Origin of the sequence: Paracoccus salsus (assembly GCF_021556615.1) — a bacterium.
GTDB classification, from domain to species: domain Bacteria; phylum Pseudomonadota; class Alphaproteobacteria; order Rhodobacterales; family Rhodobacteraceae; genus Paracoccus; species Paracoccus salsus.
Genome location: NZ_JAKGGD010000006.1, coordinates 233406 through 254798 on the forward strand (window position 1 = coordinate 233406; position 21393 = coordinate 254798).

Below are 21393 nucleotides of genomic sequence, written 5' to 3' on the forward strand. Positions count from 1 at the left end.
CGATCCGAAGGGATTCGCACAAGCGCATGTTGGCAGATCTTGCGGCAAAGCTGCCACCCCGGGCGGCATCGTGGGCAAGATACGGCCCGATGGCGCCCGGCGCAGCGGCAGCGCGGACCCGTCATGCCCCGGTTTTCCCCAGGAACTCTGCCAGAAGCGCGGCCTTGTCCATGGCGGCGACCGGGCCGTCCCAGACGATCCGCCCGTCCTGCAGCATCGCCACCCGGTCGCCGATGGCCCGCACCGAGGTCATGTCGTGGGTGATGGTGACCGCGGTCGCGCCGGTCTCGCGCACGATTCCCCTGATCAGTTCGTTGATTCGGCGGGCGCGGATCGGGTCCAGCCCGGTGGTCGGCTCGTCGAAGAAGATCAATTGCGGGTCGTCGGCGATGGCGCGGGCCAGGCCGACGCGCTTGGCCATGCCGCCGGACAGCTCGGCCGGCATCAGCCCGGCGGTTTCGGGCCCAAGGCCCACCCGTGCCAGTTTCTCGACGGCGATCGCGCGCGCCCGCTGATCGCTCATGCGCTGGCGCAGCCGGAAGGCCACGTTCTGCCACACAGTCAGGCTGTCGAACAGCGCGCCGCCCTGGAACAGCATCCCGAAATGGCGCAGGAAGTCCGGCCGCGATCCGGCGTCCAGCCGACGCCCCTGCCACAGCACCTCGCCCGCGTCAGGCGCGGTCAGGCCGAGGATGCATTTCATCAGAACGGACTTGCCGGTGCCCGACTGGCCGATCACGCACAGGCTTTCGCCCTGGCGCACGGTCAGGTCGACCCCCGCAAGCACAGGCTTGCTGCCGAAGGATTTCGTCAGGCCACGTATCTCGATCACCGGAAGAACAGCCCGGTCAGCAGGAAGTTTGCGGCCAGAATGCCCACCGCAGCAGCCACGACAGCGGATTTCGTGGCGCGCCCGACGCCTTCGGCACCGCGGCTTGATCGCATTCCGAACCAGCACCCGGCGACCGCGACGATCAGCCCGAAGGCCGCGCCCTTGATCAGGCCGGACAGCACGTCCCAACGCTCGAGGTAGGCCCAGCTGTTGGCCAGATAGGCGGTCGAGTTGAAGCCCAGTGAATTCGTGCCGATCAGCCAGCCCCCCATGATCCCGATGCTGTCTCCGACCGCGACCAGCAGCGGCACGGTCAGCACCGCCGCCCACAGGCGCGGCGTCACCAGCCAGCGTATCGGGTCGGTGGACAGGGTGACCAGCGCGTCGATCTGTTCGGTGACCTTCATGGTTCCGATCTCGGCGGCGATGGAGCTGGCGACGCGCGCCGCGACCATCAGCCCGCCCAGAACCGGGCCAAGCTCGCGCACCATGCCGATGGCGACGATGGCGGGCACCACGTCGCTGGCCTGGAACCGCGCGCCGCCCGAATGGATCTGCAACGCCAACGCCGCGCCGGTGAACAGCGCCGTCAGACCGACCACAGGCAGGGACAACCAGCCGATCTGCAACAGTTGCGTGGCAAAGGCGCGGGGATAAAAGGGCCGCAGCCGGAACAGCCCGCGCGCCGTGAACAGCATGACCGCCCCGCAGGCGCGCACCGTCCGCAAAGCGGCGCGTCCGGTCAGGCGGACAGGGTTCACAGGTAGATCCGCTCGTAACGCTGGCGAAGCGCCGTCAGGATTTCATAGCCGATCGTCCCGGCATGGTCGGCCAGCACGTCGATCGGCTGTTCGGGGCAGATCAGATCCAGGCGATCGGGAACCGTTTCCAGGTCGGTCACATCCGCCGTCACCAGATCCATCGAGACGCGCCCGACGATCGGACAGGCGACCCCGTCGGCAAAGAGACTGGCCCCGCTGGAGGACAGCGCCCGCAGGATACCGTCCGCATACCCGGCCGCAACCGTCGCGATCCGGCGCGGCGCCCCGGCGGTCCAGGTCGCACCATAGCCCACGAATTCTCCAGGCAGGACGGGACGTGTCTGGATCACCGGCAGCGACAGCCGCACCACCGGCTGCGCGTCCGCGAACGGCATCCCGCCATAAAGACCCACGCCCGGCCGCACGAGGTCGAAATGGTAGTCCGGCCCCAGCAGGATGCCCCCGGTCGCAGCCAGCGACAACGGCACGTCGCAGCCTTGGGTCATGTCGCGGAAGGCCTGCAACTGTGCGGCGTTGGCCGGGTGATCCGGCTCGTCGGCGCAGGCCAGGTGCGACATGATGAAGGCCGGTTTCAGGGCCAGCACCTCGGCGCGGATCGCCGACCATTCGGCCGCCTCCATGCCCAGCCTGTTCATGCCGCTGTCCAGCTGGATCGCGAACGGCAGGCACGGGCGCATCGCGCGGTCGCGGAAGAATTGCTCGGCGCTGTTCAGCACCGGCACCAGCCCGTCCAGATCCGCGCCCGCCATGTGACCCGACAGCACGTTGATGCGTGCGTCGTCAGGCAGATGTGGGCGGATCGCCCGGCCCTCCTTGGCCAGCGCCACGAAGAACTCGCGCGCGCCCGCCTGATACAGCGCCGCGACGATCCGGGCGGCGCCCAGCCCGTAGCCGTCGGCCTTGACCACCGCCGCCGCGCGCGCGCCCGGCGCCCTGGCCGCCAGCGCCTTCCAGTTGGCCACGATGGCCGATATGTCGATCTGCAACGCCATTCCGGTGGCTTGCCCCCCAGCCCGCGCGAGGTCAAGAGGGGTCGGCGCGCAGCCCTGTTTCGGCGTCGTTCGCGATTTTGCAGTTTGCCGCGGATCACCGCCGCATAGTTTGCAAATTTTCCTGATTTTTCTTTTCCGCGCCCGCGACACAGGCTAGCGTTCCGCAACCAAACCGGGAGGGTCCGCGATGAAAGACATTCTGCAAGAGCTGGAGCGCCGCCGCGACGAAGCCCGCCTGGGTGGCGGACAGCGCCGCATCGACGCACAGCACACGCGCGGCAAGCTGACCGCCCGCGAACGGATCGACCTGTTGCTGGACGAAGGCAGCTTCGAGGAATTCGACATGTTCGTGGCCCATCGCAGCACCGATTTCGGCATGGAGGACGATCGCCCCTACGGCGACGGGGTGGTGACCGGCTGGGGCACCATCAACGGGCGCATGGCCTATGTCTTCAGCCAGGATTTCACCGTCTTCGGCGGCTCGCTGTCGGAAACCCATGCCCAGAAGATCTGCAAGATCATGGACATGGCGATGCAGAACGGCGCCCCGGTGATCGGCCTGAACGATTCGGGCGGCGCGCGCATCCAGGAAGGCGTGGCCAGCCTCGCGGGATATGCCGACGTGTTCCAGCGCAACATCATGGCGTCCGGGGTGATCCCGCAGATCAGCGTCATCATGGGGCCCTGCGCGGGCGGCGCGGTCTATTCGCCGGCCATGACCGACTTCATCTTCATGGTGAAGGATACCAGCTACATGTTCGTCACCGGTCCCGACGTGGTCAAGACCGTGACCAACGAGGTGGTCACCGCCGAACAGCTTGGCGGGGCCTCGACCCACACCCGGAAATCCTCGGTGGCCGATGGCGCGTTCGAGGACGATGTCGAAGCCCTGTCCGAGATCCGCCGCCTGTTCGATTTCCTGCCCATGAACAACCGCGGCACCGTGCCTGTCCGCCCCTTCTTCGACGACCCGGCGCGGATCGAGGAAAGCCTCGACACGCTGATCCCCGACAATCCGAACCAGCCCTACGACATGAAGGAGCTGATCGTTAAGGTCGCGGACGAGGGCGATTTCTACGAGATCCAGAAGGATTTCGCCGCCAACATCATCACCGGCTTCATCCGGCTGGAAGGCCGTACCGTGGGCGTTGTCGCCAACCAGCCCATGGTGCTGGCGGGGTGCCTGGACATCGACAGTTCGCGCAAGGCGGCGCGCTTCGTGCGCTTCTGCGACGCCTTCGAGATTCCGATCCTGACCTTCGTCGACGTTCCGGGCTTCCTGCCGGGCACGGGCCAGGAATATGGCGGCGTCATCAAGCACGGCGCGAAACTGCTGTTCGCCTATGGCGAGGCGACGGTGCCGAAGGTCACGGTCATCACCCGCAAGGCCTATGGCGGCGCCTATGACGTGATGGCCTCCAAGCATCTGCGCGGCGATTTCAACTATGCCTGGCCGACCGCCGAGATCGCGGTGATGGGCGCCAAGGGCGCGGTCGAGATCCTGTATCGCAGCGAGCTGGGCGACGCCGAGAAGATCGCGGCGCGCACCAGGGATTACGAGGACCGCTTTGCAAATCCCTTCGTCGCCGCCGAAAAGGGCTTCATCGACGAGGTGATCCAGCCGCACAGCACGCGCCGCAGGGTCGCGCGCGCCTTCGCCAGCCTGCGCAGCAAGAAACTGTCGAATCCGTGGAAGAAGCACGACAACATTCCTCTGTAAGTCGCGGATATCCATGCAAATGCACATCTTTGTGAATGATGCAGTGCCGCCACAGCAAGGCGGGCTTCTGCGGATGACCTCAAAAGGCTGCTGTCTGGGACGCCGGCGCGTGGCTATCATCGCGCCGGGGCCGGCTCGTCAAGAAGCGGGCCCAACCTTGAGCAGCCGGGCGCAGGGTCGCCCGATTTACAGGAGCAAGACACCATGTCGAAGAAGATCATCCTCGGGCTTGTGCTGGTTTCGGCCTTTGCCGCCTGCCAGCGCCAGCAGCCGCAGGTCGATGTCTATCAGCCCACCGGCGGCCCGGTCACGGCCGAGCCTGTCTATCAGGGCAAATACGGCAGTTGAGCCCATCCTGCGCGGGCGGGCCGACCGCCCGCGCAGTCCTGACCGGTGGCACGGCCCGCGAGCTGTGTCATGCTGAAGCATCGCGGCTTTCCCGGCCGCCTTCCCGGTTCTGATTACCAGTTCACCATCCGCCGCGAGAACCGCAAGAAGGGCGCAACGCCCCTGGCGCGCCGCGAACGATTCAAGGACCGCAAGCCCGCCGACCGCCGCGCCGACACGGCTTTCCTCGCCGCGCTGATCGAGCATTTTGGCGACGAGCCCTTCGTGCGCGGCAATCTGGACGCCGGCCGCCTGTCCTGGCTGCTGGGGCGCGAGGTCAAGCCGGTCGGAGATCTGGACCCCATCGATTACGAACAGCTTCTGAGGGTCGACATGGCCGCCGCGGAAGCGTCGTTCCCCGAGATCTTCGTCAGGGACCAGCCGCCCGTGTCCGACTGGGACGACGGCGACGGCGACGGCGACGACGGCTGGCAAGATGACGGTGACCGCTGATGCGCGATTTGCTGCTTGAGGCGACAGATACACAGCGTTGTCAGTTTTACTGCGCGTTTGGCTGTGCGATAGTGCGATGGCAATATCAACACTCGGCCCGGAACCGGGTCCAAACGACAGGCGACTATTCATGCAGACATCATTCTTCTTCCGCCTTGCGGGCGTCACTCTTGTTGCTGCCGGCCTTTCGGCCTGTGCTCCTGGCTATCAGACAGGGCTTTCGCCCGACGCGCAGCGCGCGGCCGGCGGCGCAGTTGCCGGTGCGGTCATCGCCAAGGCGCTGGACGAGGACATCGCGACCGGGGCTGCCCTTGGTGGCGCCGCCGGCGCTCTGTGCGACGATGCGGGCGTCTGCCAGCGCCGCTACTGATCCGACAGGGCAAATCCACGCGCTTGGGCACAGCGCCCGCAGCGCTGTAGCCGATCCAAAGACAGGAATTCAGAAATGTCCAGAACACTTGCCCTTATCGCATTCGTCGGCGCCACCGCGGTTGCCGGCTGCACTCAGGGGATCAATCCGACCGACATGGACCGCGCGATCATCGGCGCGGGCGTCGGCGCGACTGCGGCCCATGTCGGCGGCAAGAACGTCGTCAAGGGCGCCGCGATCGGCGGTGCGGCCGGCGCGCTGTGCGACGACGTGCGGCTGTGCGAGTAACACGACTGCGGCGCATCGTCTGACGGCGCGCGCCTTGCTTATCATTGACCGTCCGGGGCGCGACCTGCCCCCGGGCGGTTTTTTCATGTCTTCTGGCCGGGGGTAGCCCATGTTCAATAAAATCCTGATCGCCAACCGGGGCGAAATCGCCTGCCGCGTCATCAAGACCGCCCGCAAGATGGGCATCAAGACCGTCGCCGTTTATTCCGATGCCGACCGCCACGCATTGCATGTGAAGATGGCCGACGAGGCCGTCCATATCGGCCCGTCCCCGGCCAACCAGTCCTATATCGTCATCGACAGGATCATGGACGCCATCCGCCAGACCGGCGCCGAGGCGGTCCATCCCGGCTACGGCTTCCTGTCCGAGAACCGCAAGTTCGCCGAGGCGCTCGAGGCCGAAGGCGTGGCCTTTGTCGGCCCGCCGGCCAGCGCGATCGAGGCAATGGGCGACAAGATCACCTCGAAGAAGCTGGCCCAGGAGGCCGGGGTCAGCACCGTGCCCGGCTATATGGGGCTGATCGCCGACGCCGAGGAGGCCGTCAAGATCTCGGGGCAGATCGGTTATCCGGTGATGATCAAGGCCAGCGCCGGCGGCGGCGGCAAGGGCATGCGGATCGCCTGGAACGACGAAGAGGCGCGCGAAGGCTTCCAGTCCTCGAAGAACGAGGCCGCCAACAGCTTTGGCGACGACCGTATCTTCATCGAGAAATTCGTGACCCAGCCGCGCCATATCGAGATTCAGGTGCTGGCCGATACGCATGGCAATGCGGTCTATCTGCATGAACGCGAATGTTCGATCCAGCGGCGCAACCAGAAGGTCATCGAAGAAGCGCCCTCGCCCTTTCTGGACGAGGCGACGCGCCGCGCGATGGGCGAACAGGCCGTCGCGCTGGCCAAGGCCGTCAGATATGCCAGTGCCGGAACCGTCGAGTTCATCGTCGATGGCCAGAAGAACTTCTTCTTCCTCGAGATGAATACCCGTCTGCAGGTCGAACATCCCGTCACCGAACTGATCACCGGGGTCGATCTGGTCGAACAGATGATCCGCGTTGCGGGGGGCGAGACCCTGCCCTTCGCGCAGTCCGACCTGACGATCCATGGCTGGGCCCTGGAATCCCGGCTTTACGCCGAAGATCCCTATCGCGGCTTCCTTCCCTCGATCGGGCGGCTCACGCGCTATCGTCCGCCGGCCGAGATCGCGGCCGGTCCGCTGAAGGACAGCGGAAACTGGGTCAATGACAGCGAGGACCGCGACAGCCCGATTGCCGTCAGGAACGATACCGGCGTCTATGACGGCGGCGAGATCAGCATGTTCTATGACCCGATGATCGCCAAGCTCTGCACCTGGGCCCCGTCACGCGACGAGGCAATCGAGGCGATGCGGATCGCGCTGGACGAATTCGAGGTCGAAGGCATCGGCCATAACCTGCCCTTCCTGTCGGCGGTGATGGACCATCCGAAATTCGTGTCTGGCGACATGACGACGGCCTTTATCGCCGAGGAATATCCCGATGGCTTCGCCGGCGTCACGCCGCCGGACGCCGAGCTGGTGCGGATCGCCGCCGCCGCCGCCGCCATGCACCGCGTGGCCGAGATCCGGCGCAGCCGGATCAGCGGGCGGCTGGACAATCACGAACGCCATGTCGGCGAGAACTGGGTGGTCTGCCTGAGCGGCCGCGAATGGCCGCTGCGCATCAACGCCGACCGACAGGGCGCGTCGGTCCATGTCGAGGGCCGCGACCTGCGCGTCGAGGGCGACTGGAGGCCGGGCCAGTCGCTGGCCCGCATGACGGTCGACGGCGCCCCGCTGGTGCTGAAGGTCGACAAGATCGCCGCCGGCTATCGCCTGCGCACGCGCGGCGCGGATCTGCGGGTGCATGTTCGCCGCCCCCGCGCCGCGGAGTTGGCCCGGCTGATGCCCGAGAAACTGGCGCCCGACACCTCGAAATTCCTGCTTTGCCCGATGCCGGGACTGGTGGTGAAGATCCATGTCGCGACAGGAGACGAGGTGCAGGAAGGTCAGGCGCTTGCCGCGGTCGAGGCGATGAAGATGGAAAACATCCTGCGCGCCGAGCGCAAGGGTGTCGTGAAAACCGTCAATGCGGAACCGGGCCAGAGCCTGAAGGTCGACGACATCATCATGGAGTTCGAGTGAGCCGGACCCGGCACATGCGCGGCAACGCCCCGGCGCGGGGCTATTCGTCCTGCATGGCTTCGCGCCGTCGCATCGGCATCGCATCGATCAGGCCGATGATCTCGGCCGGATCGACCGGCGCGCTGCGGGACAGCTTGATGCCGCCATCCTTGCCGATCAGCAGAACGGCGAAACCATCGCCGAGCCTCGGGCGCAAGGCGGTCGCGCCCGGGCCATCGGTCAGCAGCACGACGTCGCGTTCACGCAGCGCCGCCGCCTCTTCCTGCAAGGCGGCCAGCTGCGCCCGCACCGCGTGTCCCTGTCCCAGGACCACGACCGGTCGCGCTGTCCATCGCAGCCCCTTCAGGCTGTCCGCCCGGATGGGCGACACCGGCAGACCACCCTGCCCGCCCGTTGATTCGGCCACCGCAAGCACAGGAAAAACGGCGCCGAGGATGGTGCCGACAGCAAACAGGCGCAAGATCATGGCAAACTCCTTCGGGTGGACCTCACGCGCGGACGGGCTGCCGGGTTCCCCTGCGTCGATGGCGCGAGGAGAGCGATAGCGGACATGGACTGGCAGGCGCTTTTCCTGAACGACCGGGTCGCCGCCGCCCTCGTCACCGCCATCGTGGGCGGCGGGGTGGTCGCGGCTGGCTGGTTCTGGACGCACGCGCTGTCGCGACACCGTGACCGGGTGCTGCGCGATGAGCAGGTCTCGGACATCCAGCGCGCGCTGCTGGCCGAGATCCGCGCCCATGTCGCGGCGCTGGAACAGCAGCAGGCCGGAGACAGCTCCAGCGTCAGCCAGGCGCTGCGGCAGCGGCTGCTGGATGACCGCCATGTCCCGATCCTGCCGCACGACGCCAATGACCGGATCTTTCGCGCGGTGGTCGAACAGGTCCATATCCTGCCCGAAAATGTCATCGATCCGGTCGTGCGCTACTACCGGCTGATCGCCGTGCGGGTCGCGCTGGCCCAGGACATCCGCCGCAGCGCCCGGGGTCAGCCCGAACGCGCCGGCGAGATGCTTGATGACTATCTCAGCCTGACCAGCGAAACGCGGCAGGCCGGAAATTTCGCGATGATGGTGCTGGGCGCCAGCCTTCAGGGAGGCGCTGCCACGGTCAGGGCATTGCTGAAGGCGCTGGCGCAGAAAGAGCAGGAAACCGGAAAAACGGCCGCCCCAGCGAACCCTGAGTCGGGCGGCCCGACGTCCGACGACCCTAATAGAACACTTTCGGACCGGAGATTCCCTTGATGGGCGGAAGACCGATCACCGCTGCGATCTCGTTGGAATTGCTGGCTTTCAGCAATTTGCGGACCAGTTCGTCGGTGTCGGTCGCGGCCGAGACGCGACCGGGGCGCACCGGCGGGGCGGCCGGCCGGGGAGTCTCGATCTTGCGCAGGGCGGACGGGTTGGCCAATGCTGAACCTTTCGACATCACAGGCCCCAAGAGCGGCGCTGTTGACCTGAAGATAGGGGGCGCGACGCCGTTTCGCAACAAGAACCGCGATGCGCGCGCCGGGTTCCGCAACAGCTACTCGCCCAACCCGGCCCGCCCGACCTCTTGCCGGCGCAGTGGAAACTTGTCGATGGCGCGGCTGATCTCGCGCACATCCCAGGGCAACGGCTTGCGCAGCTTGACCTGCCCGTCCTTGTCCATGACGACCAGCGAGAACCCGCGGGGGTGCATCTGGCGGCGCCACGTGCTGGCTGCGGCCGGATCGGCGTCGATGATGACCACCACGTCGCGTTCGGCCAACACCCGGGGCTGCTCGCGCAACGCCTGCATCTGCTGGCGAAACGCGGGGTCCTCGGGCGAGTCCGCAAAGACCACGACCGGACGGGCGTTCCAGAGGAAATCGCCGGGTTCGACCTCGGCCGCGCCATATTCCAGCAACTCCGGTCCGCTGGAAGGTGCCGGCGGGGCGTCGGGCACCTCTTCGGGACTCATCGGGCGCGTGGCTTCGGAAGGGGATTGGCCAGCCGACACGACCGGCGGCGGCGCCTCGCGCGATGGCCCCATTGCGGCAACCGCCATTGCGAAAATCAGGAAATTCAACTTCATCGGCACCTCATCCTTAAAGTGAATATAGGGACGAGCGGCCCGTGGGAAAGGACGGATCATGACAAAACCGACGCTTGATGACTGGCGCAAGCTTGCCGAGAAGGAACTGAAGGGCCGCGATCCGGACAGCCTGACATGGGAGACGCTGGAAGGCATCCCCGTCAAGCCGCTTTACACCGAACAGGATACCGCGGGACTGGACCATATGGGATCGCTGCCCGGGCTTGTCCCGTTCACCCGCGGCCCGCGCGCCACGATGTATGCCGGCAGGCCCTGGACGATCCGGCAATACGCGGGTTTTTCGACGGCCGAGGAATCGAACGCCTTCTATCGGCGCAACCTCGCCGCCGGGCAGCAGGGCGTCTCGGTCGCCTTCGACCTTGCCACGCACCGGGGCTATGACAGCGACCATCCGCGCGTCGAGGGCGATGTCGGCAAGGCGGGCGTGGCCATCGACAGCGTCGAGGACATGAAGATCCTGTTCGACGGCATCCCGCTGGACAAGGTGTCGGTGTCGATGACCATGAACGGCGCGGTGATCCCGATCCTGGCGAGTTTCATCGTAGCGGGCGAGGAACAGGGGCATGACAAGTCGGTGCTGTCGGGCACGATCCAGAACGACATCCTGAAAGAGTTCATGGTGCGGAACACCTATATCTATCCGCCCGAGCCCAGCATGCGGATCATCGCCGACATCATCGAATACACCGCAAACGAGATGCCGAAGTTCAACAGCATCTCGATCTCGGGCTATCACATGCAGGAAGCAGGCGCGAACCTGGTGCAGGAACTTGCCTATACCCTGGCCGACGGGCGCGAATATGTGCGCGCCGCGCTGGCCGCCGGGATGGACGTGGACAGGTTCGCCGGCCGGCTGTCGTTCTTCTTCGCGATCGGGATGAACTTCTTCATGGAGATCGCCAAGCTGCGCGCTGCGCGGCTTCTGTGGCACCGGATCATGTCCGAGTTCGACCCGAAGAAGGATGCCAGCCTGATGCTGCGCACCCATTGCCAGACCTCGGGCGTCAGCCTGCAGGAGCAGGACCCCTACAACAACGTCATCCGCACCGCCTATGAGGCGATGTCGGCGGCACTTGGCGGCACCCAGTCGCTGCACACGAATGCGTTGGACGAGGCCATCGCCCTGCCCACCGATTTCAGCGCCCGGATCGCGCGCAACACGCAACTGATCCTGCAGGAAGAGACCGGCATCACCCATGTCGTCGACCCGCTGGCCGGCAGCTACTACATCGAGAGCCTGACGGCGGAGCTTGCCGAAAAGGCCTGGGCGCTGATCGAGGAGGTCGAGGAAATGGGCGGGATGACCAAGGCCGTGGCCTCGGGCATGCCCAAGCTGCGTATCGAGGAGACCGCCGCGCGGCGTCAGGCCCTGATCGACCGGGGAAAGGACGTGATCGTCGGCGTCAACAAGTACCGCAAGGACAAGGAAGACCCGATCGACATTCTGGACGTGGACAACGTCAAGGTCCGCGACAGCCAGATCGCGGCACTGGAAAGGATCCGCGCCAGCCGCGACGAAGCCGCCTGCCAGGCCGCGCTGGAGGAAATCACCCGCCGCTCGCGCGAGGGCGGCAACCTGCTGGAGGCGGCGGTCGAGGCCGCCCGCGCCCGCGCAACCGTCGGAGAGATCAGCATGGCCATGGAAAAGCAGTTCGGGCGTCACCGCGCCGAGGTGAAGACACTGGCCGGAGTCTATGGCGCCGCCTATGAGGGCGACGAGGGCTTCGCGGCGATCCAGAGGGATGTCGAGGCCTTCGCCGAGGAGGAAGGCCGGCGGCCGCGCATGCTGGTCGTCAAGATGGGCCAGGACGGCCATGACCGCGGCGCCAAAGTGATCGCCACCGCCTTTGCCGATATCGGCTTCGACGTCGATGTCGGGCCCCTGTTCCAGACCCCGGACGAGGCCGCGCAGGACGCCATCGACAACGACGTGCATGTGATCGGCATCAGTTCGCAGGCGGCCGGCCACAAGACGCTGGCGCCGAAGCTGATCGAGGCGCTGAAGGCGCAGGGCGCGGGCGATATCCTGGTGATCTGCGGCGGCGTCATTCCCCAGCAGGATTACGAGTATCTGAAGAAGGCCGGCGTCAAGGCGATCTTCGGGCCGGGCACGAACATCCCCGCCGCCGCCGCCGACATCCTGAAGCTGATCCGCGCGGCCCGCGCCGCCTGAATCGTGCGTCCCGCGATGGCCGGGGGGCTGTCTGCCCCCCCGGACCCCCCGAGGATATTTCCGGACCGAAGCAACCCACCCTCGCGGCGAGGCCGGCGCCGTCGTCAGACCTCTTCGATGCGAAGCTCGACCGGGTCGCTGACCAGCACGCCGGTTCGCGGCAGGGCCTCGACGGCGAAATCGATCGCCTCGGGCGTGGTCTTGTGGGTGACGACGAGCACCGGCACGCTGCTGTCGCTGTGCTGGCCGTATTGACGCATCCGGTCGATCGAGATGCCCGCGTCGCCCAGCACCGAGGCGACCTTGGCCAGCGCGCCCGGCTTGTCCTGCAACTCCAGCCGCATGTAATAGGCGGCCGGAACCGCTGTTCGGGCGGGCTGCGCGGCCTTCAGCGCGGCGGCCGGCTGTCCGAAGACCGGCATGCGGACGCCTCGGGCGATCTCGACGATGTCGGACAGCACCGCGCTGGCGGTCGGGCCCTCGCCGGCGCCCGCCCCGCGCAGGACGATCTGGCCGACGCTGTCGCCTTCGATCACCACCATGTTGGTGCCGCCCATCAGCTGACCCAAGGGGCTGTCGGCGGGAACGAGGCAGGGGGACATGCGCTGTTCCAGACCGCGCGCGGTCATCTGCGCCACGCCCAGCAGCTTGATCCGGTAGCCGAGATCCGCAGCCCGGCGGATGTCGTCGATGCTGACCCGCTCGATCCCCTCGATCTCGACCGCGTCGAACCGGACCTGGGTCCCGAAGGCGATGGCCGACAGGATGGCCAGCTTGTGGCTGGCATCGATGCCGCCAACATCGAGCTGCGGGTCGGCTTCGAGATAGCCAAGCTGCCGTGCCTCTTCGAACACCGCCTCATAGGGCAGCCCGGCGCTTTCCATTCGCGTCAGGATATAGTTGCAGGTGCCGTTCATGACACCCATCACCCGCGAGATATCGTTGCCGGCCAGCGATTCCGTCATCGTCTTGATGACCGGGATGCCGCCTGCCACCGCAGCCTCGAAACGAAGCACGCGGCCCAGTTGTTCGGCCTGCAGCGCCAGGTCCTGCCCATGAATCGCCAGCAACGCCTTGTTCGCCGTGACCACGTCCTTGCCGGCCCTCAGGGCCGCCTCGATGCTGTCGCGGGCGACGCCGTTGTCACCGCCGATCAACTCGACATAGACATCGACATCATCCGCCGTCGCGATCGCCATGGCATCGCTTTCCCACCGGTAGCCGGACAGGTCCGCGTCGCGGTTCTTCAGCCGGTCGCGGGCGCCCACCGCGGTGATCGACACGGCGCGACCCGAGCGAAGCGCCAGCAATTCGGCGTGCTTCTGGACGATCTTGACGACACCGATCCCGACGGTGCCAAGCCCGGCAATGCCCAGGCGGAGGGGGGACGACATGGAAGCCTCGTTTTCATCGATTGCGCGGGGTGTTAGCGCGGTCGGGCGAAGGTTGCAACGCCGAAGCCACGACCGCGCGACCGCGGATCAGATCCAGCGGCGCGTGCGTGACCGGTAGTCGGCGAACCCGGTGCCGAAGGCCGCCGCCAGCCGGCGTTCCTCGACCGCGATGAAGCGGCGGCTGATGATCGCCACGAAGCCTGGCACCAGGATCGGCGCGGCCAGCGGCGCGTCGAAGATCAGGCACAGGCCGGTCAGGATGACCGCGTCGCCCAGATAGATGGGGTTGCGGCTGCGTGCGAAGATGCCGCCCGTGACCAGTGCGCGGGGCTGGCCATGCGGATCGACGGTGGTGCGCCTGCGCAACAGTGCCGCGGCGGCTGCCACCATCAGCAGAAGTCCTGCCGCGACCAGCATGCGCCCGGGCCAGACCTGCCATGAGGGGCCGTGCGGCACGACCCGACCCACAAGCCAGCCGGCCGCGGCAAACCCCGCCAGCCAGACGGGCGGGTAATCCGCTGTCAGCCGCATCGTCCGTCAGCCTTCGTCGTCATGGCCTGACCACTCTCCGTCGATGCCCGTTGCACGCATGATCGACACCACCCGCCGTGCAGCCTGCAGCGTGATGTCGTGGATATCATGGACGTCACCGGCGCTCATGTCATCCGGATAGCGCTCGCCGCGCGTGTTGATGAAGGTCGGGTGCCAGTGACCCGGCTGCTGCCCGGGGCGCCACGAGGCGTGGCACAACAGGTTGCGCTGCAACCGCAATCGGCTCAGGGACTCGGCCAGGATGTGGCGGTCCTCGACCCGGGCCTGACGCATCGCGGCGACGAAACCGTCGATCAGCGTGCCAAGCGTGTCATCGGCGATTTCCTCCATGCGGCGCAGCCAGCGTTCCAGCGCGGCGTCATCCGCGTCCTCGCCCAGACCTTGCCGGGTCAGCGAAAAGATGGCGCGTTTCAGCGCCTCTTCCAGAAAGCCGAACGCCGAGACGGCGTGGCCGATGGCCGAGGCCATCTCGTCGGACAGGCGGTCGGGGGCGCGCGGCAGGGTCATGCGGCAGTCCTAGCCCGAAATGCCGAGCCTGTCTGCCCCCGACCAGCTGCCTCTGGTGCGGGCATCTTGCGGCAGATCATCACGCGGCCAGGCTGGTTCCGCAGAGCGACGGAACGTCGCGATCAACCGTGTCCTGACCCGCCGCGACCGGGCAGCGGCTTCGATCATCAACCGCCCGCCCGGGGCGGAAGCGGACCTAGCTGCCGGCGATCACGCGCACATAGTTCATCGTTTCGCGGTAGGGCGGGATGCCGCCATATTTCGATACCGCGCCCGGCCCGGCATTGTAGGCCGCCAGCGCCAGACGCCAGTTGCCGAACTGATTGTACATCATCCGCAGATAGCGGGCGCCGCCCTGAAGGTTCTGAACCGGGTCATTGGCGTTCACGCCCAGCTTTGCCGCGGTGCCGGGCATCAACTGCGCCAGACCCGTCGCTCCCTTGTGCGACCGCGCGCGCGGATTCCAGCCCGATTCCTGCTGCACCAGCCGCAGGAAAAGATCCTCGGGTATGCCATGCCGACGGGCCGCGTCGCGGGCAAGCGGGATGAAATCGCTGCGTTTGCCGCGATAGGCGGGGATATTGGCGGAAAGCTGGATCTCGACGGTGCTGCGGTTTCCGCCCCCGGGCTGCAAGCGTGCCGATTGCTGATACTGCGTGGCCAGTCGCGAATCCATCAGTCTCGTCTGGCGCGCGAACTGGTCGGCGCGGGATTTCGAGGAACTGCCCGAAAGTCGCAACCCCTCGGCGGCCGCCGGCCCCGGCATCATGGCCGGCATCGCCATGGCGCCGATCAAGGCCGCGCACAGCGCAAGTCTTGCCCTTGGAATAATATGCATCGTTCCGCCCTCGTTCTTCCCGAATTCTCGCGCCGTGGCGCGTCGCGCTTTTTCGTTATCGCGTTGTGAAGGAACTATACAGAAAATCGATCTTCAAGCCAGCCATGCGGATTCAGGCCCCCGGCCGCCCTGCCCGGTCGGCAAGTTCCCGCCGATCATTCCAGGGGGCCGGGCCAGGCGGAGGATCGGTCCCCGGGGGCGAAGCGCTTGCGCCCGGCGGGGGCGCTGGGATAGACCGTCCTGAAGAGTATCGAAGCGGGGAACTGGGGTATGTCAGGCAGCGTCAACAAGGTCATTCTGATCGGCAATCTGGGGCGCGACCCGGAAATTCGCACCTTCCAGAATGGCGGCAAGGTGGCAAATCTGCGGATTGCGACCTCGGAGCAGTGGAAGGACCGCAACACCGGAGAGCGGCGCGAGAAGACCGAATGGCACTCGGTCGCGATCACCTCGGAGGGTCTGGTGAACGTGGTCGAGCGCTTTCTGAAGAAGGGCAGCAAGGTCTATATCGAAGGCCAGCTTGAAACCCGCAAATGGCAGGACCAGTCCGGTCAGGACCGCTATTCGACCGAGGTCGTGCTGCGCGGCTTCAACGGAACGCTGCAGATGCTTGACGGGCGCGGCGAAGGCGGCGGCGGCGGGCGCGAATCGGGCGGTGGCGGCTATGATGATTCCCGCGGGAGCGGTGGCCAGACCGGCGGTGGCCAGACCGGCGGTGGCCAGACCGGCGGTGGCGGCGGCCGCAGCGATTACGACGACGAGATCCCGTTCTGAGCGCGGCGCGCGCGGCAGGCAAGTCGCGGGACATTCGGCACGGGGGCGGTTCGGAACGGAAGACGAACTCGGCCTGAGCGTCCTTGCCGTCAGGCCGTTGGCGGCATCTGTGTCGATGGCCCTGGCGGCCCTGCGGATCGCATCCCTGCCCCCTCTGGCATGGCAGGCCCGACTTTCAAGGTGGGGCTGGGCGGGTCGGGGCACTCGCTCGCGGGCATCCCCAGCATGCGCGATTCGATGCCGGACGGTGCCAGGATCCTGAACAGTCGGACCATCACGCCTCAGCGGCGGTTCGCACCGCCGCTGAGGCCGACCCAGGCCCTCGGGTCCCAGCTGAACATGTTCTGGCGCACGTTCGGTTTCCGGTTCCGGGCGATCGCGGTCCGGCCCGAGTGCGCGTCTGGCGCGCCACGAAATTTTCTCCCCGGTCCGGACGCCGGTCGGCAGGTCCCTGTGTTGCGTCGTCACCGGCATCAGGGCCACCAGTCCATTGTCAAATCGACCGGCGCGCCGGTGCGGTATGCAACGATGGAGGCCTCCACAAGCCGCTGCGCCTCGAGTGCATCGGCGAGGTTTGCAAGCGGGCGCGCCGCTCCGCATCCTCTCCGCGAAGGCGCCCATCTCGTCCCGGCAGGCCTGCGCGAAGCGGTCGATGACGTGGTTCTCCGGCGGCGCGGCCGTGGCGCCGTCGGGGGACCGATGCGGAGTGTTGTCTGCGGGCGGTTCGGCGGAGACGCGTGGGCCTGCGCGACATTCGCGCACCGGGTGCCATCGCCTCCGGTTTCCGACCGGCCTCGGCCACGCGGTCCCCGTTCCGTGTGTGAGCGGTCACGGCAAGCGGCTGCTGCGTGATGAGCCCAAGGCGCCGGCGTTGCAGGAAGCGCGCGAAGGCTACGCCTCGGGGCGCTTCGAGACGCAGGTGGCGGTGAAGCGCTTCCGGGAGCGTCAGCCGTCCTTCCCGAAAGATTTGCCGAACGGCGACATCCGCAACCAGCGCGTCCAGGACATGCTGACGCGCCCCGTCCATGCGGGCCTTGTCGAAGCCCCGAATTGGAACGTGTCGTTGCGCACGAGGCCTCACGATGGCCTCGTCAGCTTCGCGACCTTCGCGAAGATACAGGCGCCGCTTAAGGGCACGGCCAAGGCTCCCGCGCAAGGCCATCAAATAGGGACTTCCCGCTGCGCGGGGGTTCATCCTCTGCGATGCTTGCACCAAGCCTCTGACGGCCTGCTGGTCGCGGGGCAAGAACCCGAAGCATCCCGGCTATCCCGGTCTCGACTGCTAGCAGGATGCCCGCCCGTAGCCCGTCGTTACGGTTGCCCTGGCAGGCCGCAAGCAGCGCGTCGGGTTCGCCAGCCGCCAAGCGGCGCTCATGGAGCAGGCTTTCTGGTCGCTCGATGCGCCGGTGGGGCGCGTCTGCTCGGCAGAAGTCCCGATCCCCTATCCCAAGCACCTGGAAGATGCCGCGATCCCGCAAGTGCCCGGCATCGTCGCGACCGCACGGGCGATGCTGGGGCGGGCCTGATGGGCAGCTTCGCCATGCCGTCGCTTGGTGCCGATATGGAGGCAGGCACGCTGGTCGAGTGGCTGGTGAAACCGGGTGACGAGGTGCATCGGGGCGACGTGATCGCAGTGGTCGAGACCCAGAAGGGTGCCATCGAGATCGAATGTTTCGAAGACGGCAAAGTGTTTGAGCTGCAGGCTGATCTAGGTGCGACCCTGCCCGTGGGCGCGCCGCTGGCGCTGATCCTTGGCCCCGGAGAGACCGAGCCAGAATCGAAAGAGCCCGAAGCGCCTGCCGTTGCCGCCAAGCCCGAAGCTGTGCCTGCCCCAGCCACTGCAGGCAATCCGGAAGCCGCACCCGGTCACTTCGTTCCCGACAAACCCGAAGCCACGCCAAGGCCTGCTGTCGCCGGGGAGGCGAAAGCCGCGCCCGGTCCAGCGGTTGCGGCTCCGCTGCCCGGCGGTGCAACCGCTGCCTCGCCCGCCGCGCGCGTCCGCGCCCGTGAACTTGGCATCGACCTAGCGACGGTCACAGGAAGTGGACCGGCGGGTGCTGTCCTTCTGACAGATCTGGAGGTACGGAATACAGCTGCGGCGAGGGCGCAGACCGCCTCGCCGATGGTAGATATGCGCAAGGCCATCGCCGCGGCGATGGCGCGCTCCAAGCAGACGATCCCGCATTTCTACCTGTCGGAGACCATAGACGTGCAGCCCGCGCTCGCGTGGATGGACGCCCGGAACGCAGATCGGGCGCCCTCCGACCGGCTGCTGCTGGGTGCGTTGTTCGTGCGCGCCACGGCGCTGGCTGCCGCGAAGGTGCCGTCGGTGAACGGGCAATTCGTCGACGGCTCGTTGCGCCCCTCCGAGCGCGTAAACGCCGGTGTCGCCGTGGCCCTGCGGGGCGGCGGCCTGGTCGCGCCGGCGCTGATCGACGCCGGCGCGATGTCCGTCGACGAGACGATGGCGGGTATGCGTGACCTGGTCTTCCGCGCGCGCGCCGGACGGCTCCGATCCTCGGAAATGACCGAAGGCACGATCACGATTTCCAGCCATGGCGAGACCGGGGCAGAGGCGATGGCTGGCGTGATCTTTCCGCCGCAGGTCGCGCTGGTCGGCCTGGGGGCGCCCAAGCTGCGCCCCTGGGTCGTGGACGGCGCGGTTGCGCCACGGACCGTTGTCACCCTGACCCTGTCCGTCGATCACCGCGCGAGCGACGGCCGGCAGGCCGCGCGCTTTATCGCGGAATTCCAATCCCACATCGCTTCGCCGGAGACATTATGACCAAGCAAGACATTCGCACCGCTTTCATCGAGGAACTGGTCGCCATCGCGCCCGACATCGACCCGGCCACCCTGGGCGAGAACGATCACCTGCAGGACGATCTGGAACTCGACTCGATGGATGTCCTGAACCTGGTGACCGCCCTGCATCGGAGGCTGAACGTCGACATCCCGGAAACGGATTACCCGCAGATCGCCACGCTGGCGCGTGCGGTGTCCTATCTGACCGCCCGGGTGGCGTAATCGGCGACAGCGCCCCTTCCCTGCTCGCGCCCGACATTGACAGCCGTCAATGCGCAGGACGATTTCAGCGCGCACGGTGAACCAGCGGTTATCAAATCAGGAAGGAAAGATATCATGGTTCCTGACGGTGCACATTTTTTGCCAGCTTTCTCGGCACTTGCAGTCTCGGCGCTCTGCCTTGCCGCCACGCCCGCCATATCGGATGAAACCGGGCGGCAGGAATACATGAGCTATTGCTCCTCCTGCCATGGCGACACTGGCAAGGGTGACGGCGAAGTTGCCCAGTTCCTCAACGTCAATACGCCTTCCCTGACCACACTTTCCCAACAGAACGATGGTGAGTTTCCGCTTCTCAAGGTCATCCATATCATCGACGGGCGGTCTGGTTTGGGCCCGCACGGCACGTTGATGCCGGTTTGGGGTGACCGGTTCAAAGAGGCATCGATCGCCGCGACGGAAGAGTACGGCGCAGAAGTCATCGTGCGCGGGCGGATCGGTTGCGAACCTGACGCGCAGCGATGGAGAGGAGTTCCTGCCGCTGGCCATTGAGGCCAGCATAGAGACCGAAACCACGGTCTATCCTCTGGAAAAGGCAAATCGCGCGCTGGACGACCTTCGCTCCGGGCTGTTCACCGGGGCTGCCGTTCTGGTTCCCTGACGCGGGGCCGAAACTTTGAAGCCGTCGGCCGCAGATTGATCCGGGTGGCGGCTGTGTCAACGTCGCCCGAACAATTGTAAAACGCGGCGGGCTTGTCTGGGCCTTTGTCGTCGGCCGCGGAGCACTGGGCAATCGTGTCCCTCTCCGTGACGCCGGACAGTTTCTTGACCGTCGAACCCAACGTGGCATAGGCCGAGGGAGGTGACGCTCGCCAAGGGCAGGCTTGATTGCTCTCTTTTCAACGACTTCAGCAGAACCAGCTAAAGATCATTTCGAACGACAATATGACAGCGCCCTGAAGGCCATCTCCATTTCGGTGACGGCATGTCTTTCGGTCAATGGGCCATTGACGGCAGTCAATGCGTGGCGGCGACCGCAGCGCAAAATGTCATCGAAACAAGAAAGGAGTCTCCGATGGCCATGGTCTCAGGAAAAGTCACACTAGTCACCGGCGCGGCCGCAGGGATCGGTCGCGCGACCGCACAAATATTCGCCGATGAGGGCGCTAAGGTCGTGGTGTCCGACATAGATCAGACGGGCGGCGAAGAAACCGTATCGCTGATCAAGGATACTGGCGGCGACGCCATGTTCGTCAAGGCAGATATCTCCAAACCCGAAGACGTCGCAAAAACGATTGATGAGACGTGACCTGCTCCCCTAGGAGTCCGCGCCTATAAGTTAGCTCTGTTCGGGGTTTGGTCCTCTCTTGACCGTTGGTGATACTCCCGTGGGGTGAGCCCGTCGAGGCTCGAGTGCGGGCGGTGATGGTTGTAGTCGTCGCGCCATGCCGCAATCAGATGGCGGGCATGGCGCAGGGTCGGGAACAGGTGCTCGTTGAGGCACTCATCCCGCAGACGACCATTGAAGCTCTCCACGAAGCCGTTCTGCATTGGCTTGCCTGGCGCGATGTAGTGCCACTCGACCTGGCGGTCTTCCTGCCATTGGAGGATGGCGTTCGACGTCAGCTCGGTGCCGTAGCACGTCGGGAAGAAGGGCTGCTGGTAGGTTATGGCCGCCTGCGCAGCCTCTAAATTGCGCAGCGGGTGGCCATAACCGGGTCTCAGGTCTCAACAGTGGTTTTGCACAACCACACTGCTGAGGAGACCGGCTATGACCGCTACCCATTCTACCCTTACGACCGTGTTGGTCGCTATCGACATTTCCAAGCATCGGCACGAGGTGCTGATTGGCATCCCGGGCAAAAAGCGCCACCGCCGCATGACAATTACGAACACCCTGGAGGATTTTCAGCGCCTGTTAGCAGCTCTTACCAGCTATGACCTGCCAGTGAGGATCGGGTTTGAGGCGACCGGCAATGGTCACGTCCGTCAAGGTGGTGTAAATTTCCAGATGGCCTGAGGTCATGATCAGGCGGCTTTCGTAGTTATGCTGAGAATGGGGTCGATCTCCTCCTTG

24 protein-coding genes and 2 pseudogenes are annotated in these 21393 nt (G+C 66.1%); 15 read left to right on the plus strand and 11 right to left on the minus strand.

Annotation, left to right across the window (positions count from 1 at the left end; all coding sequences use genetic code 11):
* Positions 1 to 121 precede the first annotated feature (121 nt).
* From L1965_RS13210 to alr, 3 genes are read right to left on the minus strand one after another with little or no spacing between them, the layout of a single operon-like run.
* Positions 122 to 832 (minus strand): ABC transporter ATP-binding protein, encoded by a 711-nt coding sequence (locus L1965_RS13210; protein WP_235756916.1) that lies wholly within the window; start codon positions 830 to 832, stop codon positions 122 to 124.
* Positions 829 to 1593 (minus strand): MlaE family ABC transporter permease, encoded by a 765-nt coding sequence (locus tag L1965_RS13215; RefSeq protein ID WP_235756917.1) that lies wholly within the window; start codon positions 1591 to 1593, stop codon positions 829 to 831. Before L1965_RS13215 ends, L1965_RS13210 begins: the two co-directional genes overlap by 4 nt.
* A complete protein-coding gene (alr, locus tag L1965_RS13220; protein ID WP_235756918.1) occupies positions 1590 to 2606 on the minus strand; it encodes an alanine racemase in 1017 nt (338 codons plus the stop codon). The genes L1965_RS13215 and alr overlap by 4 nt, the downstream gene beginning before the upstream one ends.
* Positions 2607 to 2793: 187 nt before the next feature.
* On the opposite strand from alr, the gene L1965_RS13225 reads away from it, so the two are divergent.
* The 6 genes from L1965_RS13225 (at position 2794) to L1965_RS13250 (ending at position 7982) form a co-directional block, all read left to right on the plus strand.
* Complete coding sequence (locus tag L1965_RS13225) at positions 2794 to 4326, plus strand: acyl-CoA carboxylase subunit beta (RefSeq protein WP_235756919.1); 1533 nt, start codon at positions 2794 to 2796, stop codon at positions 4324 to 4326.
* A 204-nt stretch (positions 4327 to 4530) separates the two neighbouring features.
* A complete protein-coding gene (locus L1965_RS13230; protein WP_235756920.1) occupies positions 4531 to 4674 on the plus strand; it encodes a hypothetical protein in 144 nt (47 codons plus the stop codon).
* A gap of 69 nt (positions 4675 to 4743) precedes the next feature.
* Positions 4744 to 5166 (plus strand): hypothetical protein, encoded by a 423-nt coding sequence (locus L1965_RS13235; RefSeq protein ID WP_235756921.1) that lies wholly within the window; start codon positions 4744 to 4746, stop codon positions 5164 to 5166.
* Between the two features lie 130 nt (positions 5167 to 5296).
* Positions 5297 to 5536: a YMGG-like glycine zipper-containing protein gene (locus tag L1965_RS13240; RefSeq protein ID WP_235756922.1), complete on the plus strand. Its 240-nt coding sequence runs from the start codon at positions 5297 to 5299 to the stop codon at positions 5534 to 5536.
* Between the two features lie 75 nt (positions 5537 to 5611).
* Positions 5612 to 5824, plus strand: a complete 213-nt coding sequence (locus L1965_RS13245; protein WP_235756923.1) for a YMGG-like glycine zipper-containing protein — start codon at positions 5612 to 5614, stop codon at positions 5822 to 5824.
* A gap of 109 nt (positions 5825 to 5933) precedes the next feature.
* Entirely contained in the window at positions 5934 to 7982 is a 2049-nt protein-coding gene (locus L1965_RS13250) for an acetyl-CoA carboxylase biotin carboxylase subunit (RefSeq protein ID WP_235756924.1), read from the plus strand.
* 40 nt (positions 7983 to 8022) lie between these two features.
* Here the strand turns inward: L1965_RS13250 and L1965_RS13255 are convergent, their stop codons facing one another.
* Positions 8023 to 8448 carry a DUF4174 domain-containing protein gene (locus L1965_RS13255; RefSeq protein ID WP_235756925.1) on the minus strand — a complete coding sequence of 142 codons (426 nt, stop codon included), beginning with the start codon at positions 8446 to 8448 and terminating at the stop codon, positions 8023 to 8025.
* Positions 8449 to 8532: 84 nt separating this feature from the next.
* Here L1965_RS13255 and L1965_RS13260 point away from each other — a divergent pair, with 84 nt between their 5' ends.
* Positions 8533 to 9222, plus strand: coding sequence for a hypothetical protein (locus L1965_RS13260; protein ID WP_235756926.1), 690 nt, complete (start codon positions 8533 to 8535; stop codon positions 9220 to 9222).
* Here L1965_RS13260 and L1965_RS13265 read toward each other — a convergent pair.
* Both L1965_RS13265 and L1965_RS13270 read right to left on the minus strand, forming a co-directional pair.
* On the minus strand, positions 9188 to 9388 hold the full coding sequence (locus tag L1965_RS13265; RefSeq protein ID WP_235756927.1) for a hypothetical protein: 201 nt from the start codon (positions 9386 to 9388) through the stop codon (positions 9188 to 9190). The two genes, L1965_RS13260 and L1965_RS13265, sit on opposite strands and share 35 nt — an antisense overlap.
* A 114-nt stretch (positions 9389 to 9502) precedes the next feature.
* Positions 9503 to 10033 carry a DUF4174 domain-containing protein gene (locus L1965_RS13270; RefSeq protein ID WP_235756928.1) on the minus strand — a complete coding sequence of 177 codons (531 nt, stop codon included), beginning with the start codon at positions 10031 to 10033 and terminating at the stop codon, positions 9503 to 9505.
* A gap of 58 nt (positions 10034 to 10091) precedes the next feature.
* On the opposite strand from L1965_RS13270, the gene scpA reads away from it, so the two are divergent.
* The gene (scpA, locus tag L1965_RS13275; protein ID WP_235756929.1) at positions 10092 to 12227 is read left to right on the plus strand and encodes a methylmalonyl-CoA mutase; all 2136 of its coding nucleotides are present in this window, start codon (positions 10092 to 10094) and stop codon (positions 12225 to 12227) included.
* Between the two features lie 104 nt (positions 12228 to 12331).
* Here scpA and L1965_RS13280 read toward each other — a convergent pair whose 3' ends face one another.
* The 4 genes from L1965_RS13280 to L1965_RS13295 form a co-directional block, all read right to left on the minus strand.
* Entirely contained in the window at positions 12332 to 13621 is a 1290-nt protein-coding gene (locus L1965_RS13280) for a homoserine dehydrogenase (RefSeq protein ID WP_235756930.1), read from the minus strand.
* 87 nt (positions 13622 to 13708) lie between these two features.
* Positions 13709 to 14152, minus strand: coding sequence for a methyltransferase family protein (locus L1965_RS13285; RefSeq protein WP_235756931.1), 444 nt, complete (start codon positions 14150 to 14152; stop codon positions 13709 to 13711).
* A gap of 6 nt (positions 14153 to 14158) precedes the next feature.
* Positions 14159 to 14680, minus strand: a complete 522-nt coding sequence (locus tag L1965_RS13290; RefSeq protein ID WP_235756932.1) for a hypothetical protein — start codon at positions 14678 to 14680, stop codon at positions 14159 to 14161.
* Between the two features lie 196 nt (positions 14681 to 14876).
* Positions 14877 to 15518 carry a lytic transglycosylase domain-containing protein gene (locus L1965_RS13295; protein ID WP_439332091.1) on the minus strand — a complete coding sequence of 214 codons (642 nt, stop codon included), beginning with the start codon at positions 15516 to 15518 and terminating at the stop codon, positions 14877 to 14879.
* 270 nt (positions 15519 to 15788) lie between these two features.
* On the opposite strand from L1965_RS13295, the gene ssb reads away from it, so the two are divergent.
* The 6 genes from ssb (at position 15789) to L1965_RS13325 (ending at position 20625) form a co-directional block, all read left to right on the plus strand.
* Positions 15789 to 16292 (plus strand): single-stranded DNA-binding protein, encoded by a 504-nt coding sequence (ssb, locus tag L1965_RS13300; protein ID WP_235756933.1) that lies wholly within the window; start codon positions 15789 to 15791, stop codon positions 16290 to 16292.
* A gap of 1373 nt (positions 16293 to 17665) precedes the next feature.
* On the plus strand, positions 17666 to 17818 hold the full coding sequence (locus L1965_RS13305; protein WP_235756934.1) for a hypothetical protein: 153 nt from the start codon (positions 17666 to 17668) through the stop codon (positions 17816 to 17818).
* Positions 17818 to 19077, plus strand: a complete 1260-nt coding sequence (locus L1965_RS13310) for a dihydrolipoamide acetyltransferase family protein (RefSeq protein ID WP_235756935.1) — start codon at positions 17818 to 17820, stop codon at positions 19075 to 19077. The genes L1965_RS13305 and L1965_RS13310 overlap by 1 nt, the downstream gene beginning before the upstream one ends.
* Complete coding sequence (locus tag L1965_RS13315) at positions 19074 to 19319, plus strand: acyl carrier protein (protein WP_235756936.1); 246 nt, start codon at positions 19074 to 19076, stop codon at positions 19317 to 19319. Before L1965_RS13310 ends, L1965_RS13315 begins: the two co-directional genes overlap by 4 nt.
* Before the next feature lie 114 nt (positions 19320 to 19433).
* Positions 19434 to 19868, plus strand: a complete 435-nt coding sequence (locus L1965_RS13320; protein ID WP_235756937.1) for a c-type cytochrome — start codon at positions 19434 to 19436, stop codon at positions 19866 to 19868.
* A gap of 523 nt (positions 19869 to 20391) precedes the next feature.
* Positions 20392 to 20625 (plus strand): SDR family NAD(P)-dependent oxidoreductase, encoded by a 234-nt coding sequence (locus tag L1965_RS13325; protein ID WP_235756938.1) that lies wholly within the window; start codon positions 20392 to 20394, stop codon positions 20623 to 20625.
* Positions 20626 to 20648: 23 nt separating this feature from the next.
* On the opposite strand, the pseudogene L1965_RS13330 reads toward L1965_RS13325, so the two are convergent.
* Positions 20649 to 20951, minus strand: a pseudogene (locus tag L1965_RS13330) (integrase core domain-containing protein); the annotation flags it as partial.
* Positions 20952 to 21087: 136 nt separating this feature from the next.
* On the opposite strand from L1965_RS13330, the pseudogene L1965_RS13335 reads away from it, so the two are divergent.
* Positions 21088 to 21300 (plus strand): annotated as a pseudogene (locus L1965_RS13335) (IS110 family transposase); the annotation flags it as partial.
* Positions 21301 to 21393: the final 93 nt, after the last annotated feature.